The organism is Actinoplanes oblitus (assembly GCF_030252345.1).
Taxonomy (GTDB): domain Bacteria; phylum Actinomycetota; class Actinomycetes; order Mycobacteriales; family Micromonosporaceae; genus Actinoplanes; species Actinoplanes oblitus.
On sequence record NZ_CP126980.1, the window covers coordinates 1,003,159 to 1,021,148 of the forward strand.

Here is a 17,990-nt window from a genome sequence, read left to right on the forward strand (position 1 = left end):
CGTTTCAACGGCTCGGCGACTGCGCTGTCAGCGAACTTCCTGCCCCGTTTAGTCCCTTTTGTGAGTTTGGCGGGAGGCTCGGGTCACAGGCTTCCGGAGAAGGTGCCTACGATGGTTCGGCAGACTGTCTAGGGGAGCGCTGACCCGTGTCGATATTGGAAAAGATCCTCCGTGCCGGCGAAGGCCGCATGGTGCGCCGGCTCAAGTCGATCGCGGACGCGGTCAACTCGATCGAGGATGACTACGTCGACCTCACCGACGACGAGTTGCGTGACTGCACCGAGCAGTTCAAGCAGCGGTACCAGGAGGGCGAGTCGCTCGACTCGCTGCTGCCAGAGGCGTTCGCGGTGGCCCGTGAGGGTGCCAAGCGCGTGCTCGGTCAGCGGGCGTACGACGTTCAGCTGATGGGTGGCGCCGCCCTGCACTTCGGCAACATCCCGGAGATGAAAACCGGTGAGGGCAAGACCCTGACCGGCGTGTTCCCGGCCTACCTCAACGCGTTGAGCGGCGACGGCGTGCACATCATCACGGTCAACGACTACCTCGCCCAGCGCGACGCCGAGTGGGTCGGCCGGGTGCACGTCTTCCTCGGTCTCACCGTCGGCGTGATCCTGCCGAACCGGCCGGCCGCCGAGCACCGCGCCGCCTACCAGTGCGACATCACGTACGGGACGAACAACGAGTTCGGCTTCGACTACCTGCGCGACAACATGGCGTGGTCGAAGGACGAACTGGTGCAGCGCGGGCACAACTTCGCGATCGTCGACGAGGTCGACTCGATCCTGATCGACGAGGCCCGGACGCCGCTGATCATCTCCGGCCCGGCCGAGCACTCCCAGCGGTGGTACGGGGAGTTCGCCGCCATCGTCAAGCGGCTGGAGAAAGGCAAGGACGGCGCCGGCGACTACGAGGTCGACGAGGCCAAGCGCACCGTGGCGATCACCGAGCGCGGTGTGGCCAAGGTCGAGGACCGGATCGGCATCGACAACCTGTACGAGTCGGTCAACACGCCGCTGGTCGGTTACCTGAACAACGCGATCAAGGCCAAGGAGCTCTACAAGCGCGACAAGGACTACATCGTCAGCCCGGAGGGCGAGGTCCTGATCGTCGACGAGTTCACCGGCCGCATCCTGCACGGCCGCCGCTACAACGAGGGCATGCACCAGGCCATCGAGGCGAAAGAGGGCGTCGAGGTCAAGCAGGAGAACCAGACCCTGGCGACCGTCACCCTGCAGAACTACTTCCGCCTCTACAACAAGCTCGGCGGCATGACCGGTACCGCGCAGACCGAGGCCGGCGAGTTCAACAGCGTCTACAAGGTCGGCGTCGTGAGCATCCCGACGCACCGCCCGATGATCCGGATCGACCACCCGGACGTCATCTACAAGACCGAGAAGGCCAAGTTCAACGCGGTCATCGAGGACATCGCCGAGCGGCACGCGACCGGCCAGCCGGTCCTGGTCGGCACGGTCTCGGTGGAGAACTCGGAGATCCTCTCCCAGCTGCTGCGCCGCCGCGGCATCCCGCACAGCGTGCTGAACGCGAAGTTCCACGCGCAGGAGGCCACGATCATCGCCCAGGCCGGGCGCAAGGGCGCTGTCACTGTCGCCACCAACATGGCCGGCCGTGGTACCGACATCCTGCTCGGCGGCAACCCCGACTTCCTCGCCGCGCAGGAGCTGGCCCAGCGCGGGCTCGACCCGGCGGAGAACCCGGAGGAGTACGCGAAGGCCCTCGAGGAGGTCCTCCCGCTGGTGAAGGAGGCCTGCGAGACCGAGCAGGCCGAGGTCCAGGCGGCCGGCGGCCTCTACGTCCTGGGCACCGAGCGGCACGACTCCCGGCGCATCGACAACCAGCTCCGCGGCCGCTCCGGCCGGCAGGGCGACCCGGGCGAGTCCCGGTTCTACCTGTCGCTGCAGGACGACCTGATGAAGCGGTTCCGGGCCGGCGCGGTCGAGGCGGTCATGGAGCGCTTCAACATCCCCGAGGACGTTCCGATCGAGTCCAAGATGGTGACCCGGCAGATCCGCAGCGCGCAGACCCAGATCGAGGCGCAGAACGCCGAGATCCGGAAGAACGTGCTGAAGTACGACGAGGTGATGAACAAGCAGCGGCAGGTCATCTACGCCGAGCGCAAGCGGGTGCTCGACGGCGAGGACATGCACGACCAGATCATCAGCATGATCGACGACGTGATCACCGACGTCGTCACGGTGGCCACCTCGGACGGGTACGCCGAGGACTGGGACCTGGAGCAGCTCTGGACCAACCTGAAGCGGCTCTTCCCGGTCACCCTCACCATCGAGGACGTGATCGAGCAGTCCGGTGGCGAGCGCAACTCGATCGACCAGGAGTTCCTGATCGAGCAGCTCAAGCAGGACGCGCAGGCGGCGTACCAGGCCCGCGAGGACGAGCTGGGCGCCGAGGCGGTGCGCGAGCTGGAGCGGCAGGTGCTGCTCGCGGTGATCGACCGCAAGTGGCGTGAGCACCTCTACGAGATGGACTACCTGCAGGAGGGCATCAGCCTGCGGGCCTACGCGCAGCGCGACCCGGTCGTGGAGTACCAGCGCGAGGGCTTCGACATGTTCAACCAGATGATGGAGGGCATCAAGGAGGAGGCCGTCGGCTTCGTCTTCAACCTGGAGGTCCAGGTCGAGGAGCAGCCCACCATCACCGTCGACCCCAGCCAGGCCTACGAGCTGCCCGCCGTCGGCGAGGTGCCGGACGACGCGCCCGTCGAGGAGCCGCACGAGCACGTCGAGGTGCGGGCCAAGGGGCTCGGTGGCGGCAACCGCCCGCAGAACCTGCAGTACACCGCGCCGGCGATCGACGGCGAGGCGGGCGGCGGCAGCCCGGTGATCCAGCAGCAGCAGCCGGAGCAGCCCTCCGTCTTCGGCCCCGGCGGCTCGCCGGTCCCGGCCAGCCCGGCGCACACCAGCGCCGGCCGGCACGCGGCCCCGTCGTCCGCCGAGTCGAACGGGCCGTCCCGGAACGCGCCGTGCTACTGCGGCTCGGGCAAGAAGTACAAGCGGTGCCACGGCGCTCCCGGCGGAGCCGCCTGACCTGGCCCGCCCCACGCACCATCCCGACGCCGCCCGGCCCGGACCGACCTGGTCCGCGCCGGGCGGCGCCGTTTCCCGCCGCTACCGCTCGCGCGCCAGCCCACCGGGCCGCGCTTCGACCCGGCTGCGGCCGGGTCGGCTCGCGAGCCGGTGTCGGGTTGGTGCCACCGGTTGGGTGGAACCCGGAACGGCCACCGCCTCCACTGCTCAGTGGACGCCCCGGGGTGTGCCCTGCTGTCTCTCCCCGCGCCTCAGATGAGGCGGAGGGCCGTCGCATACCAGTTGTCGTCGTGCAGCTCCAGGCGTAACGCCATGGCCCACGTTCGCTCGCCGGTGATCAGGGCGACAGCGGCCTCGACCGCGCCGCGCCGTGGCTCGCAGAGGTTCACCCTGAGCACCGCGACCGGGGACGGCCGTGCCGGTCGCCGGTCGCCGGGCCGGCGGGCGCGCCGCAGCTGGGCCACCCGGCGGGCACCGGAGAGGCCCTGCGCCACCACATCGGCGGCCTGCGCCGGCAGCGTCAGTCGGCGCAGGTGGGTCGCCGGGCGGTAGCCATTCAGCACCTCGAGGCACAGGTGCACGAACCGCTTCACCGCCAGCCGCGCGTCCCCGGACGGCCCGGCCACCACGGGCGCCGCCGCGGCCACAGCCTCCTGAGCCCAAGCCGCTTGAGCCGATGCCGCCTGAGCCGATGCCGCTTGAGCCGATGCCGCTTGAGCCGATGCCGCCCGGGGTGATGCCGCCTGAGCCGAAGCTGCCTGAGCCGGAGCCGCCTGAGGCGATGCCGCCGGGTCGTCCGGCCGGCCGGGTGCCCCAGGCAAAGAGGCCGGGTCACCCGGCCCGCCGCCCACCCGGACCGGTGTGCTCGGCGGTGGGCCGGCCGGCGCCCGCCGCACGGGGCGTGGCCACTCCAGAGCCAGCTGCTGCGCCGACGACCACGCCGGGGGCGTCACCTCATCGTCGAACGGAGGGTCGTACCGAAGAAGCGGGCGCAGCCGAATCGCCGGCCGCGACCCGGCGGGCGCAACCCGGGCCACCGATCGCATCTCCACCGCCAATCCTTGCGTTTGGCTTCGTTTGCTTTCGACAGCCTCAGTCTTCTCTCGCGCGAGTGGACCGGTCAACACGCTGGCGGGCATCCGGAAAAAGCGGCGAAAGGCGCGATCCGTTCAGTCGGACTCGCGCTCGGTCAGCGGGTTCTCGCGCACCCAGGCGGCGGTCTCCAGGTACTTCCCCTGGATGTATTCCTCCAGCTTGGCGCGCTCCACCCGCCACTGGCCGCGGCCACCGATCTTGATCGCCGGCAACTCGCCGCTGCGCACCATGTGATAGACCTGCGAGTCCGTGACGTTCAGTTCGGCCGCCACGTCGGACAGCAACAGGAACCGGGCCTCCACGTGCCCTCCCACCCTCGATCGTTCCGGCAGCCTGAGTTTGCCATCGTTTGCCTCGGGAGCCGAGCCGTGACTCCCGAGTGTCCACGATCCGGAGACGCCTGGTGGAATGAGCCTCGCCCGGCCCGCTGCGGCGGTGTACTGACCGGGATGGCGAAGCTGGAGGAGAACGTGCCGATCACCGAGCTGGTCCGGGTCTACATGCCGGCCACCCTGCCGATGCTGGCGGCCCTGCGGGCGGACGGCCGGCTCGGCGACGCGGCGATGGAGGCGCACGCGGTGACCCCCGCGCTGCGCGAGTGGTACGCCGAGGGCGACGAGGAGGAGCTGGAGTACGTCGCCTTCACCCGGGCCGCGCAGGGCGCCCTGCAGTTGCTCCGGCACGACAGCTCGGCGCCCCGCCGCCGGGTGGTGGTCTCCGCCGACGTGCCGGCGGACACGCTGGTCCGGGAGGACGTCGAGCTCGGCTCGAGCACCGTGCGGCTGCCCGAGCCGGTGCGGATCGCCCAGGTGGCGAGCATCCACGTGGACGGCGCCGAGGCGATGGAGGCGGTGGCGGCGGCCGCCGAGGTGGTCGAGGAGGCGCTCGCGGGTGACCCGGACGCGCAGTTCACCGTCGACGGCGCCGAGGACCACGAACTGGAGTGGTACGCGGTCTCCGAGCTGGACGAGCTGATCTAGGAGGCGGCCGGGACTTCCTCGTCCTCGTCCTCGTCGGGCGCGGGCGAGAGGGTCCGGCCGACCGCGATCATCGCGGTGAACGCCCCGAGGAAGAGCACGATCAACGCGCTGTTGAGCCGGTTGGCGCCGAGGATCTGCTGCACCGACCGCTCCAGGTCACTGACCTTGCCGGCCAGGTCGAGCACCTGCGCCCCGGCGGTCCTGGTGAGCACCTCGGCGATCACCGACAGCAGACCCGCCCCGGCACCCGCGATCAGGTAGAACGGCCAGCGCAGGTCGGCACCGGCCCGGCGGCGGGCGCGCCGCAGGACGGCGAACGCGATCAGGCCGGCGGCCAGGCCGCTGAGCGCCGACTGGGCGTACGAAAAGTATTGATTGGCATTGGCCGCGGCCTCGGTGGAATCGTTGCCGAACAGGTCGAGCAGCGGGTTCTGGATCTGCTTCGTGTTGAGCACCGAGCCGATCACGAAGACGCCCAGCGTCGCCCAGCCGGCCGCGGCGATCACCGGCGGGATCCGGAAACCGGCCAGCGCGCCGCCGATGGTGGCGGCCGCGGCCAGGGTCCCGCCGACCGCGGCGTAGATCGTGCCGTCCGTGTTGATGGTGACGATCGGCAGCGCGCAGAGCACCCCGGCGAGCAGGCCGCTGCCGGTGCCGACGGCGAACCGGGCGGTGGCGCCGAGCTGCCGGCGGGCGCCGACCAGGGTGAGCACCAGCAGGGCGACGGCAGCACCGGCCACGATGGCCGCCGCGACGGTGCCGGGCAGCGCGTACGCCGTCGAGGTGACCTCCATCTCGGCGTCCGCCCAACCGGTGATCTTGATGCGGGCGGACAGCAGCATCCCGGCCGTCCACACCAGCGCGGCAACCGCCAGCAGGATCGCGGTGAGCCGCGAGACCTCGCGGGTCTCCGGTGCGGACTGGCGCTCGGGGTCGGTCATGGGGGTCAGGGTAACCGGCGAACCTTCGGGGACCCGACCGGCCGCCCCCGCCGGTGCGAGGATGGACGAACAGCGCCCGGCGACCCCGGCGCGGGCCTCCCACCACACTCACCAGGTCGAGGAGCAGGAATGGATGCGCAGTTCACCGTGCCCACCCCCCGGAACGAGCCGGTCCGCACCTATGCCCCGGACAGTCCGGAACGCGCCGCGCTGGCCGCCCGGATCGCCGAGCTGCGGGAAGCGCGACCGGAACTGACCATGACGATCGGCGGCCGGCAGCGGATGGCCGACGGCCCGGCGATCGAGGTGGTGCAGCCGCACCGGCGGCACCAGGTGCTCGGGGTGACGGGTAACGCGTCGCGGGCCGACGCGGCGGCCGCTGTGGAGGCGGCCAAGCGGGCCGCGCCGGGCTGGCGCGAGCTGCCGTTCAGCGAGCGGGCGGCGATCTTCCTGCGCGCCGCCGAGCTGCTCTCGGCCGGTTGGCGCGACACCCTGAACGCGGCCACCGTGCTCGGCCAGTCCAAGTCCTGCTACCAGGCGGAGATCGACGCGGCCTGCGAGCTGATCGACTTCCTGCGGTTCAACGTGCACTTCGGCGAGCGGCTGCTGACCGAGCAGCCGGAGTCGGCGCCCGGTGTCTGGAACCGCTTCGACCACCGGCCCCTGGAAGGCTTCGTCTACGCGATCACGCCGTTCAACTTCACCGCGATCGCCGGCAACCTGCCCTCCGCCCCGGCCCTGATGGGCAACACGGTGATCTGGAAGCCGTCACCGACCCAGCAGTTCGCCGCGCACTTCACCATGCGGCTGTTCGAGGCGGCCGGCCTGCCGCCCGGTGTGATCAACATGGTGACCGGTGACGGCCTCGCGCTGTCCGAGGTGGCGCTGACCGATCCGGATCTGGCCGGCATCCACTTCACCGGCTCCACCGCGACGTTCCGCAAGTTGTGGCGCACGGTGGGGGAGAACATCGAGCGGTACCGGTCGTACCCGCGGCTGGTCGGCGAGACCGGGGGCAAGGACTTCGTGGTCGCGCACCCGAGCGCGGATCCGGACGCGCTGTTCGCCGCGCTGGTCCGCGGCGCGTACGAGTACCAGGGCCAGAAGTGCTCGGCCGCGTCCCGCGCCTACGTCCCCCGCGGGCTCTGGGAGGCCGGGCTGCGGGACCGGCTCGCCGCCGCCGTCGCCTCGATCCGGTATGGCGACGTCACCGACCTCTCCGTCTTCGGTGGCGCGGTGATCGACGACCGGTCGTTCGCCCGCCTCGCCGCCGCCCTGGACCGGATCAAGAACAGTGCGTCGTGCACCGTGCTGGCCGGTGGCACGGCCGACGACACCGAGGGCTGGTTCGTCGCGCCCACCCTGGTGGAGTGCACCGACCCGACGCACGAGGTGTTCACCACCGAGTACTTCGGTCCGATCCTGGCCGTGCACGTCTATCCGGACGAGGACTTCCGGGCGGTGGTGGAGCAGGCCGACGGCGCCGCGCCGTACGCGCTCACCGGGTCGATCTTCGCGACCGACCGGGAGGTGGTGGCGTGGGCGCAGCGGGCGCTGCGGTTCACCGCCGGCAACTTCTACATCAACGACAAGCCGACCGGGGCGGTGGTGGGGCAGCAACCGTTCGGCGGGGCGCGGGGGAGCGGGACCAACGACAAGGCCGGTTCGATCTTGAATCTGCACCGGTGGGTGTCGCCGCGGACCATCAAGGAGGCTTTCGACGCGCCCGGTGTTTGGGAGTACCCCCACATGGGCTGATTGTCCGAATGTGCGCGGCGACTCGCGCAGATTTGGGCGTTTCCTGCCTCGGCCTGCCTGTCTGACCGAATCGGTGCTCCATTTTAGCTGGTCAAGTAGGTTCCGGCGCGCGAAACGCCCGGTCTGCGCGCTCGTCGTCGGACTGTCTGTGCGGGACAGTCGTTTGTGGAGGCGCAAACTGGACGGATCGTGCGAAATCCTGGACGTGGCTGCGACAAAGTGGCAGCTTAGAAGGCATGCCCGACTTCCAGATCAATCCCACGGCTGCCGCCTTGCTCGGCCTGCTTCACGAGGGGCCGATGACCGGCGGACAGCTCATGGCGGCTGCCGAACGCCGCCTCGGGCCCTACTGGTCGATGACGCGGAGCCAGGTCTACCGCGAATTGCCCGTACTGGCCGAAATGGGGTATGTGCGCCTCGGCAAGCCGGGCCCTCGTTCCAGTCAGCCCTACGCGATCACCGCCTCCGGCAAGCGAGCCTTCAGTCGCTGGCTCACCGAGACGCCCGGCCGTGACGCGCTGCGCAATCCGGTCGCGCTGCGGGTGGCCTTCGGTCAGCAGCACAGCGAGGACCAGCTGAAGGCGCTCTACAGCAATGCCAACCAGTACCACTCGGAGGCACTGGCGATGGCGAAGGACCAGGCCAAAGAGGTGAAGAAGAACGGTGACCCGTACGGCGCGGCCGCTCTGGAGTTCGCGGTCGCCTATCACAAGGCGGCGCTCAGCTGGTTGAAGACCGTTCCGTCCGAATGAGTTGCCGACGCCCCGGCCAGTGAGCTGGCCGGGAAGCGTATTCTTGAGTGTCGTGACCGCTGCCGACTTCCCTGAGCAACTCAAAGCGCTCGACGCCACCCTCCGCAACATCGAGAACGTCCTGGACGTCGACCGGCTGCGCCGTGACAAGGCGGAGCTCGAGGAGCAGGCTTCCGCGCCCGACCTCTGGGACGACCAGTCCCGGGCGCAGGAGGTCAACAGTCGCCTGTCGTACATCTCCGGCGAGATCTCCAAGCTGGAGCGGCTGCGCAGCCGGCTCGACGACGCCGGTCTGCTGTTGGAGATGGCCCGGGACGAGGGTGACGAGGGCTCGGTCGCCGAGGTGGGCGAGGAGATCACCACGCTGTCCAAGGCGATCGAGGAGATGGAGGTCCGCACCCTCCTCTCCGGGGAGTACGACTCCCGCGAGGCCCTCGTCGCGATCCGGGCCGGGGCCGGCGGGGTGGACGCGGCCGACTTCGCCGAGATGCTGATGCGGATGTACCTGCGCTGGGCGGAGCGGCACGGTTACCCGACCGAGGTCTACGACACGTCGTACGCGGAGGAGGCCGGCCTCAAGTCGGCCACCTTCAGCGTGAAGGTGCCCTACGCGTACGGCACGCTGAGCGTCGAGTCGGGCACCCACCGGCTGGTCCGGATCAGCCCGTTCGACAACCAGGGCCGCCGGCAGACCAGCTTCGCCGGTGTCGAGGTGATGCCGGTGGTGGAGCAGACCGACCACATCGACATCCCGGAGAACGAGATCCGCGTCGACGTGTACCGGTCGTCCGGCCCGGGCGGGCAGAGCGTCAACACCACCGACTCGGCGGTCCGGCTCACCCACATCCCGACCAACATCGTGGTGACGTGTCAGAACGAGAAGTCCCAGCTGCAGAACAAGGCGTCCGCGATGCGCGTTCTGCAGGCCCGTCTGCTGGAGCGCAAGCGCCAGGAGGAGGAGGCCAAGATGGCCGGGCTGAAGCAGGACACCACCGGATCGTGGGGGGACCAGATGCGTTCGTACGTGCTGCACCCCTACCAGATGGTGAAGGATTTGCGCACTGAGTACGAGACCGGCAACCCGTCGTCGGTCTTCGACGGCGATGTGGACGGCTTCATCCAGGCCGGCATCCGCTGGCGCAAGCAGAACGAGGCTGCCGCCTAGCCGATTTCCTCACGTTGAGCGACCCCGCCTGAACACTCGGTCAGTTCGGGGTCGTTCAGTTTTGCTGTTGCCGCAGGTGGCGAAGATTCCCGACCCCAGCGGACTTGGCGATTTCGTTACACCGCGTAGACTCCAGTCCCGTGATTCAGCTCGAGAACGTGACGAAGACGTATCCGAAGGCGTCTCGGCCGTCGTTGGACAATGTCAGCGTCGGGATCGAGAAGGGTGAGTTCGTCTTCTTCATCGGCCCCTCCGGTTCTGGCAAGTCGACGATCATCAAGCTGCTGCTGAAGGAGGTCCAGGCGACCCGCGGCAAGGTGGTGGTGAACGCCAAGGACGTCACCACGCTGCGCTCCTGGAAGATCCCGCAGTTCCGCCGCTCGATCGGCTGCGTCTTCCAGGACTTCCGGTTGCTGCCCAACCGCACCGCGTACGAAAATGTCGCGTTTGCCCTTGAGGTGATCGGTAAGACCAAGGCCGTCGCCCGGCGCGTCGTTCCCGAGGTGCTCGAGCTGGTCGGCCTCGGCGGCAAGGAGCACCGCTACCCGCACGAGCTCTCCGGTGGTGAGCAGCAGCGTGTCGCGGTGGCCCGGGCCTTCGTGAACCGCCCGCTGATCCTGCTCGCCGACGAGCCCACCGGTAACCTCGACCCGGACACCTCGATCGAGATCATGCGGCTGCTGGACCGGATCAACCGGACCGGCACGACCGTCGTGATGGTCACGCACGACTCCAACATCGTCAACCAGATGCGCCGCCGGGTCATCGAGATCGAGAGCGGGCGGATCGTCCGTGACCAGGCGCGCGGTGTTTACGGCTGAGACCGGCTCCGTCATCCCAACCAACGCTGAACCAGTGACACGCGGAGTCCCGGAAGGATCCCCCCGATGCGCGTGAAGTATGTCCTCAACGAGGTCCTGGTGGGCCTGTGGCGAAACGTCACCATGTCGGTCGCCATGATCATCACCATGTCGGTCTCGCTGACCATGCTGGGCGCCAGCGTGCTGATGTACCTGCAGGTCGACCGGATGAAGGACTTCTACTACGGCGAGATCGAGGTTTCGATCTTCCTGGTGGACAACGTCACCGACGGCCAGAAGCAGGCGATCAAGCAGAAGATCGACGAGAGTCCGCTGGTCAAGGAGAGCGCCTACGAGACGAAGGACGAGGCGCTCAAGCGCTTCAAGGTGCTCTACGCCGACTCGCCCGACTTCGTGAACGCCGTCAACGTGAACAGCCTGCCCGAGTCGTACCGGGTGAAGCTGAAGAACCCCGAGGACTACGACCAGTTCGCCAAGACGCTCGAGGGCGAGCAGGGTATTCAGCGGATCATCGACCAGCGCGAGCTCCTGCAGAAGGTGTTCAACATCTTCAACTCGGTCCAGCTGATGTCCCTCGTGGTCGCCGCGGTGATGGCGTTCGCCGCCCTGTTGCTGGTGGGTAACACCATCCAGGTGGCCGCGTACAGCAAGCGCCGGGAAGTCGCCGTGATGAAACTGGTCGGCGCCTCGAACTGGTTCATCCAGGCGCCGTTCGTCCTGGAGGCGGTGGTCGCCGGCCTGATCGGCGCGCTCCTCGGGTTCGTCGCGCTGTTCATCGGCAAGATCGTCCTGCTGGACAACAAGCTGCAAGCCCTGACCGCCATCCTGACACCCGTGCCGAGCGGGAACGTCTGGCTGATGCTGCCCCTGATGGCCGGCGTCGGCGCGCTGGTCAGCGCGGTGACCGCCTGGGTCACCCTCCGGTTCTACCTCAAGGTCTGACCCACTCCGGGACCTTTCGCACGAAGGCCGCGCCCCTGCCGGGTCGCGGCCTTCGTGGGCTTTGAGGGCGATTTACCGCATTGCGAGCGGTTAGTCGGAGTACGGTGACTTTCCGTGAGGTACCGTCGCCCGAATCCCCTCCTGGCCGCCGTCCTCTGCCTGCTCACCGCCACCGGCCTGGTCTTTCCCATCCAAGATCAAACCCGCTTGGGGTACGCCGTGAGCGTCCCGCGGGTCGCCGCCGCCGTCCACACCGATCGGGACGATGCCGCCCGGGCGGCCGCGGCGGTCCGTCGCGCCGAGGCCCTCCTGGAGAACGCCGGCGCCACCGCCCGAGCCGCCGCCCGTCGCCTCGCCGTCGCCTCGGCCGCCCTGCCGGCCGCCCAGCACCGGGTGGCCGTCGCCCGCGGCGTGGTCATCGCCACCCGCGTCGAGGCGGACACCGCTCGCGGCCGGGCCACCGCCGCCCGGCAGAGCTACCAGCGGATCGCCGCCGACTGGGCGGCCGCCCAGCAACGGGTGGCCGACGCCCGCGACCGGGTCGCCGAGATCGCCCGCTCCAGCTACATGGGTGGCTCGATCACCCGGCTCAACCTGCTGGTCTCGGCGACCGGCCCGGTCGACCTGATGGACCGGATGAGCCTCGTCGACCAGCTGGTCCAGCAGGAGAACGCCGACATGCGGCGGCTGATCGCCGTCCGCCGCGAGGCCCGCACCGCCCAGGACCTGGCCGGTGCCGCCAAACGGGCCGCCGAGGCGGCCGAGGCCGAGGCGGCCGCCAAGCTGCGCGCCGCACAGGCCGCCCAGGTCGACGCGGTCCGTGCGCGGCGCGACGTCTACCAGCTCGTCCTGTCCCGGCGGTCGGCGCTCAGCGCGGCGAACGCCCAGCGGGCCACCGTCCTGGCGGAGTACCGGTCGGCGCTCGCCGCCGAACGCCGGGTCCGCTCCAGCATGCGCGGCTGGGAGGCCCACTCCGGTTACACCGGCCGGTACCACGGGCGGCTGCTGATGCCGGTGCATGGCTGGAAGAGCAGCGATTTCGGCAACCGCTACGACCCGTACTACCGGGTCTGGCAGCTGCACGCCGGCACCGACTTCGCCGCCGGTTCGGGCACCCCGATCCGGGCCGCGGCGGCCGGCCGGGTGATCCAGGCCGGCTGGAACGGCGGATACGGCAACTACACCTGCATCAGCCACGGCCGGGTCATGGGTACCGGGTTCTCCACCTGTTACGGCCACCAATCGCGGATCTACGTGCACGTCGGCGAGTACGTCAGGCAGGGCGAGGTGATCGGGCGGGTCGGTTCCACCGGCGCGTCCACCGGCGCGCACCTGCACTTCGAGACCAGGTTCGGCGGAGCGCCCCGGAATCCGCTGAACTACCTGCCGTCCTGCCTTTGTTAGACTTCCTGGTCGATCGATAAATCCGGGGGTCTGCTGGTATGCCACGCGAACAGGGGCGCAAGCTCGTCGCCTCCAACCGCAAGGCGTACCACGACTACGCCATCCTCGACACCTACGAGGCGGGCATGGTGCTGACCGGCACCGAGGTGAAATCGCTGCGCGCCGGGCGCTCCTCGCTGGTCGACGCGTTCGGCCACGAGAACCAGGGCGAGATCTTCCTGCACGGCATGCACATCCCGGAGTACACCCAGGGCACCTGGACCAACCACGAGCCCCGCCGGGTCCGCAAGCTGCTGCTGAAGCGCGACGAGATCCACAAGATCATGGGCAAGCTCCGGGACGACGGCGTCACGCTGGTCCCGCTCTCGGTCTACTTCCAGAACGGGTACGCGAAGGTCGAGCTCGGCGTCGCCAAGGGCAAGAAGAGTTACGACAAGCGCCAGGACATGGCGGAACGGGACGCCAAGCGCGAGATCAACCGCGCCATGGGCCGCCGTGCCAAGGGCATGAGCTGACGGGGTATCCTGCCCCGCCAGGCTTGTTGATCACTCGCCCCTTGCTCGACTCTTCACCGGGGAGACCGGCCGTTGTCCAAGCACAGAGACCGCCAGTTCTTCATCGCCCGCTCGGTGTTCGGCCTGGCCGCCGCCTTCCTGGTCGGCCTGGTGGTATGGATCGCGGTGCGGGCCGGTGGCCCGGCCGAGGCCGATGACACCCCGGTGATCGTCCAGCCCTCGGCCGACCTGCGGGCCGCCGAGTCGACGACCGCGCCGCTGCTCTCCGCGCCGCCGTCGGCCGCCACGCCGGCGCGCCACGCATCGCCGTCCGCCTCGGTGTCCCCGTCGGTCTCGCCGTCCGCCTCCGCGTCGCCGTCCGCCTCGCCGTCGAAGAGCTCCGCGTCACCGAGCCCGTCCAAGAGCCCGAAGCCGTCGCCGTCGAAGACCACCGTCTCGCCGCCGGCCCCGCAGGACCTGAGCGCGACGTACTCCACGGTCAGCTCCTGGGACCGGGCGTTCGTCGCCAGCGTGCAGATCACCAACCGGGGATCCCAGGCACACGACCTCTCGCTGACCCTTACCTACCCGGCCGGCGTCAGCCTCGGCGGCACCTGGAACGCCCGGGGCAGCAGCAGCGGCAGCACGATCACCCTCGGCGGCGTGTCGGTCCCGCCCGGCCGCACCATCACCGTCGGATTCCAGAGCTCCAAGACGACGACCAGCAAGATCACGCCGACCGGGTGCACGGTTGTCGGCGGGAGTTGTTCGGTGAGCTAAGATTGGCGAGCTGTACCAATCCAGGGGGTGACTGGTTTCGACTTCGTACGTGGAGACAGGGGAAGCGAGCCGAGGAAGCCGACGTCGTCTCGAGAATCGGTCGTCGGAAACTTATAAGCGCCAACTCTAAGTTTGACGCTGACCAGTACGCTCTCGCCGCCTGAGGCAAGTAGCGTGGTCTGTCGGTCTGGGAGCGCCTCCGTCCCAGCTGCCGGCATCAGCTAGGAGGCTGGCCAACCGGTCCCGGTCACGGGGACCGCGCGGCGAGATCAATCAGTGACTGGGCCCGTCGTCCGAACTTGCTCACGTGAGTCGGAGGGCCGAGTAGGGACATAGTGAGCTGCGCTCGGAGAAGCCCTGACAAAACAACGAAGGACCCGGGTTCGATTCCCGGCACCTCCACCAGTGGAGGACTACTTGAACCCGCGAGAGCGGGGGACGGTTCACCCGCAGCGGCGGCGCCCACGGCGCCGCCGCTGTCGTTTCTGGCCTCCTTGACCAGCGGCAACACGAGATCGCGGGAGCGAGGAGTTGATCTGGAAGCATCGGAAGGGCAGCCACCGCGCGGTCGTCATGCCCGGCGGAGCATTGCAGCGGACTTTCGTGTCGCCTTCGGGTGCCTCTCGTGCGCTGGCCGGCTATGAGGTCAACGGCTGGCGCCACTTGGCGCGAGCTCGCGACGGTGTCCGTCTTGCATCGCTTCGAGACCAGATCTAGGTACGCGGTGGCTCGCGACAGGAGTCTGCAAGCCGCATCGCAGTAGCTGCTGGATTCGGCTGTGGTCAGGCCTGCCTGGCGGAGGATCGAGGCTGACGTCCCTCGTTTGACCGCGGGGTGCTGGTGGACCACCGCGATCCGCCCGTTCGGATGCTGGAAGACGGCGTGGCTGCCTTTGGTGCGGACGTGGACGAAACCTGCCTGTTCAGAGCGTCTACTACCTTGCGGAGAGGGAGGTCGGCTAGAGCCGGACTCATGCGGCCGAGGCGATCTGGAACGCGGTTACGAACGGCGTCGCCTCGATCTGGGGCGGAGAAACCTGTTCCAGGTAAAGTTCCACCGCTTCGCGGAGATTCGCGAGAGCGTCATCCAGGGTCTCGCCCTGGCTAGCCACGTCGAGCTCAAGGCACCGAGCGACGAACCAGTCGTCCTCCTGGTGAACCGCGGCGGTCAGCGTTCGAGTCATGGGTTTCTCTCGCAGGGTGCGCTCAGGGATCCTCATTCTTAGCGGTCGCCGAGGATGTCTGGCTGCCCGAGAGTGTCTCGTAGGGCCGCAGACGCTCGATTTGGCTCAAGTAAGCGGTGAGCACCTCGGTCGAATTGTCAGGGCAACACTGGCGGCTGGCACGCTCGGACGAAGCAGCGACGGAGGCACTTGGGACTCCCGCGCCGATTCGACTAGTGGTGTGCTGTCGCGTTGACGAAACACAAAGCCCAGCCGGGACAGCGCGGTGGATCGTCTGCACCAGGCGGCTGGATTCGGCCCGGCTGCTCACCGACCCCACCGGCTCGGTCATCGGCTCCACCTACGGTCCGTACGGCAACCGGTCGGCGCCCACCGGCACGGCGGACAGCCGCATCGGTCGCACCGGCAAACTGGACGGCCCCCGCCACCGGACAGTTCCTCAGCCTGGGATTCGCTGGTGGACATCGCCCGGTCAGCCGTGACGACCGCGACAACGAGTTCGTCAAATGGGTCCACCGAGTTGGCAAGAAGTTCGAGAATGGCGGCGACGACATCGGCACCATCGAAGACATGAGGCGGATCCTCGATCGTTGGGTTCAGCTGGGAAAGCCGAAGGTGACATGAGGACGATCGAGGATCTGACGGTTCCCGAGCTGATCGAGCGGCTGGCCGCTGAGGACACGGACACCGTCGTGGAGGCCGCCGACGAGATCGGCCGCAGGCGCGCCACCGAAGCCGCGCCCCGCCTGCTGGAGCTGCTCCGGCTCACGCCGGAGGCGACGATTCGCAACGCCACCGCGCTGGCACTCTCCGACATGGAGATGCCTGAGGCGTTCGACTCCATCGCCGAACTGCTGCGCGACCCGAGCACCGAGGGACACCGGGGAACCCTGCTCTACGCCCTCGACCCCTACGACTGCCTGCCGATCCTGGAGCTGCTCATCGATCTGGCCTTGACCGGCGGATACGAGGTCCGAATGTCCGCGCTGGGTCTGATCAGCGGCATCGAGGGCGACATCGACGAGGAGATCTGGGACCGGGTGCGGGCGCGTTTGGAGGCCGCGGCCGCCACCGCGGGCAAGGAGCGGCGGACCGAGGTGATCGACCCGCTGCTGGAGATGTTCAGCTGAGCGACCTGACCGCCCGGATCCGGCTGTTTCATCTACTCACCTCGCTTCGAACGCCCCTGAAAGCGACTGTGCCCATGCGAGCCGGATCGTCGGCTCGTCCGAAGGGGCCCGTCCGGACCCGAGCCGGCGGGGAGAACGAAACGCTGAAAGTTTTCGGGGGTCGTAGGTAACCCGGTGGCCTGGACCGGTGTGTATTCAGGTGTGCGGGTGCCGACGGAAGCGGGGGACATGGCGGGGGACGACGGCGCTGACTTCGATGCCTTCTATACGGCGGCGGTACGTCGTGTGGTGCTCTACCTCTATGCCGTCAGCGGGGATCGGGCGGAGGCGCAGGACGTCGCGCAGGAGGCGTTCGCGCGAGCCTGGCAGCACTGGGCGCGGGTCGCCCGGTACGACGACCCCGAGGCGTGGGTGCGGATGGTCGCGGCGCGGCTGCTGATCAATCGCTGGCGGGGGTTGCGGCGGTGGGTCGCGGCGCGGTCCCGGATGGGGCCGCCCGACGAGGTGACCGGGAGCCCGTCGCCGGACCGGGTGGCGGTGGTCAACGCGCTGCAGCGGCTGCCGAAACCGCAACGGCAGGTCATCACCCTGCACTACCTCCTCGACATGCCGGTCCGCGACATCGCCGGGGACCTCGGCGTCCCGGAGGGGACGGTCAAGGTGCGGCTCTCCCGGGCCCGGACCGCCCTCGCCCGGCTGCTCGACGACAACGACCAGGAGATCAGTGATGTCACGTCCCGTGCCTGACCGTCTGCGGGATCTGGAGGCCGACGTCCGCGACCTCCGGGTCCTGCCGGCTGCCGCGATCCGTGCCCGCGGCCGGCGTCGGAGGCGCCGTCAGCTGGCCGCCGTGACGACGGCCGGCGTGGTGCTGGCGGCCGGTGCCGGCGTCGCGTTGGCCTGGCCGCGGCAACCGGCCACGACGGCCGGCGACCTGCCGAGCGGCGACGCGCCGGTCGTCGAGGTGCCGGCCGACCGCGAGGTGCGCTGCGTGCTCATGTTGCCGGACGATCCGGCCAAGGTGCGGATCCGGGTGCTGGACGGCGGAGCGCCGGCCGCACTGATCGACGCCACCGCCGATCAACTGCGGAAACGTCGCTTCAGGGTGCTCAACGGCGCGACCGGGTCCCCCCTGTCGGGTGCGGCTTCGGTGAGCTACGGACCGGCCGCGATCGGGGCGGCCGTCCTGGTGCGGGCGGAGCTGCACGACGCGGCGACCATGCTGTTCGACCCGAGCCTTCCGGACGCGACCGTCGAGGTGACGCTCGGCGCGGGCTTCACGCGTCTCGCCACCACCACCGAGACCAATCGGAACCTGGTGGCCATCGGCGAGCCGGTGGCGCCGCCGGAGTGCTCGATCGTCGTGACGCCCTCGCCGGGCGGCTGAACGGAGACGCCCGATTCACCGGCCCCGGTTCGCGGATGTCCGCGAACCGGGGCCTTCGTGCATGGATGTCTGGTGCCCACGAGTGGCTTGAGGTCA

Annotated in this window: 17 protein-coding genes and 1 other RNA gene; 14 read left to right on the forward strand and 4 right to left on the reverse strand. The window is 69.2% G+C overall.

Features of this window, described 5'->3' with window-relative positions:
- The first annotated feature begins 146 nt into the window (after positions 1–146).
- Positions 147–3,062, forward strand: coding sequence for a preprotein translocase subunit SecA (gene secA, locus Actob_RS04500; protein ID WP_284918786.1), 2,916 nt, complete (start codon positions 147–149; stop codon positions 3,060–3,062).
- 251 nt (positions 3,063–3,313) lie between these two features.
- Here the strand turns inward: secA and Actob_RS04505 are convergent, their stop codons facing one another.
- On the reverse strand, positions 3,314–3,709 hold the full coding sequence (locus Actob_RS04505; RefSeq protein WP_284918787.1) for an Rv3235 family protein: 396 nt from the start codon (positions 3,707–3,709) through the stop codon (positions 3,314–3,316).
- Positions 3,710–4,231: 522 nt separating this feature from the next.
- Positions 4,232–4,459: a helix-turn-helix domain-containing protein gene (locus tag Actob_RS04510; RefSeq protein ID WP_284918788.1), complete on the reverse strand. Its 228-nt coding sequence runs from the start codon at positions 4,457–4,459 to the stop codon at positions 4,232–4,234.
- Between the two features lie 147 nt (positions 4,460–4,606).
- On the opposite strand from Actob_RS04510, the gene Actob_RS04515 reads away from it, so the two are divergent.
- Positions 4,607–5,137: a DUF6912 family protein gene (locus Actob_RS04515; protein ID WP_284918789.1), complete on the forward strand. Its 531-nt coding sequence runs from the start codon at positions 4,607–4,609 to the stop codon at positions 5,135–5,137.
- On the opposite strand, the gene Actob_RS04520 is transcribed toward Actob_RS04515, so the two are convergent.
- Entirely contained in the window at positions 5,134–6,078 is a 945-nt protein-coding gene (locus Actob_RS04520; protein ID WP_284918790.1) for a hypothetical protein, read from the reverse strand. The two genes, Actob_RS04515 and Actob_RS04520, sit on opposite strands and share 4 nt — an antisense overlap.
- 129 nt (positions 6,079–6,207) lie before the next feature.
- Here Actob_RS04520 and pruA point away from each other — a divergent pair, with 129 nt between their 5' ends.
- The 9 genes from pruA (at position 6,208) to ssrA (ending at position 14,599) form a co-directional block, all read left to right on the forward strand.
- Entirely contained in the window at positions 6,208–7,836 is a 1,629-nt protein-coding gene (gene pruA / locus Actob_RS04525; RefSeq protein WP_284918791.1) for an L-glutamate gamma-semialdehyde dehydrogenase, read from the forward strand.
- A gap of 236 nt (positions 7,837–8,072) precedes the next feature.
- Complete coding sequence (locus Actob_RS04530; protein ID WP_284918792.1) at positions 8,073–8,588, forward strand: PadR family transcriptional regulator; 516 nt, start codon at positions 8,073–8,075, stop codon at positions 8,586–8,588.
- 52 nt (positions 8,589–8,640) lie between these two features.
- Complete coding sequence (gene prfB, locus Actob_RS04535; protein WP_284918793.1) at positions 8,641–9,753, forward strand: peptide chain release factor 2; 1,113 nt, start codon at positions 8,641–8,643, stop codon at positions 9,751–9,753.
- Between the two features lie 140 nt (positions 9,754–9,893).
- Entirely contained in the window at positions 9,894–10,574 is a 681-nt protein-coding gene (gene ftsE / locus Actob_RS04540) for a cell division ATP-binding protein FtsE (RefSeq protein WP_185039700.1), read from the forward strand.
- Positions 10,575–10,640: 66 nt separating this feature from the next.
- Positions 10,641–11,516 carry a permease-like cell division protein FtsX gene (ftsX, locus tag Actob_RS04545; RefSeq protein WP_284918794.1) on the forward strand — a complete coding sequence of 292 codons (876 nt, stop codon included), beginning with the start codon at positions 10,641–10,643 and terminating at the stop codon, positions 11,514–11,516.
- Between the two features lie 114 nt (positions 11,517–11,630).
- Entirely contained in the window at positions 11,631–12,920 is a 1,290-nt protein-coding gene (locus Actob_RS04550; RefSeq protein WP_284918795.1) for a M23 family metallopeptidase, read from the forward strand.
- 38 nt (positions 12,921–12,958) lie between these two features.
- On the forward strand, positions 12,959–13,435 hold the full coding sequence (smpB, locus tag Actob_RS04555; RefSeq protein WP_284918796.1) for an SsrA-binding protein SmpB: 477 nt from the start codon (positions 12,959–12,961) through the stop codon (positions 13,433–13,435).
- Positions 13,436–13,507: 72 nt separating this feature from the next.
- Entirely contained in the window at positions 13,508–14,194 is a 687-nt protein-coding gene (locus Actob_RS04560; protein ID WP_284918797.1) for a cellulose binding domain-containing protein, read from the forward strand.
- Between the two features lie 23 nt (positions 14,195–14,217).
- Positions 14,218–14,599, forward strand: a transfer-messenger RNA (tmRNA) gene (gene ssrA / locus Actob_RS04565).
- A gap of 565 nt (positions 14,600–15,164) precedes the next feature.
- Here the strand turns inward: ssrA and Actob_RS04570 are convergent.
- The gene (locus tag Actob_RS04570; RefSeq protein WP_284918798.1) at positions 15,165–15,377 is read right to left on the reverse strand and encodes a type II toxin-antitoxin system HicB family antitoxin; all 213 of its coding nucleotides are present in this window, start codon (positions 15,375–15,377) and stop codon (positions 15,165–15,167) included.
- A 620-nt stretch (positions 15,378–15,997) separates the two neighbouring features.
- Between Actob_RS04570 and Actob_RS04575 the strand changes: the two genes are divergently transcribed.
- The 3 genes from Actob_RS04575 to Actob_RS04585 all read left to right on the forward strand — a co-directional run bounded on the left by Actob_RS04575 (position 15,998) and on the right by Actob_RS04585 (position 17,894).
- Positions 15,998–16,507, forward strand: a complete 510-nt coding sequence (locus Actob_RS04575) for a HEAT repeat domain-containing protein (RefSeq protein WP_284918799.1) — start codon at positions 15,998–16,000, stop codon at positions 16,505–16,507.
- Between the two features lie 207 nt (positions 16,508–16,714).
- Positions 16,715–17,254: a SigE family RNA polymerase sigma factor gene (locus Actob_RS04580; protein ID WP_407653564.1), complete on the forward strand. Its 540-nt coding sequence runs from the start codon at positions 16,715–16,717 to the stop codon at positions 17,252–17,254.
- On the forward strand, positions 17,235–17,894 hold the full coding sequence (locus Actob_RS04585; protein ID WP_284918800.1) for a LytR C-terminal domain-containing protein: 660 nt from the start codon (positions 17,235–17,237) through the stop codon (positions 17,892–17,894). The genes Actob_RS04580 and Actob_RS04585 overlap by 20 nt, the downstream gene beginning before the upstream one ends.
- Positions 17,895–17,990: the final 96 nt, after the last annotated feature.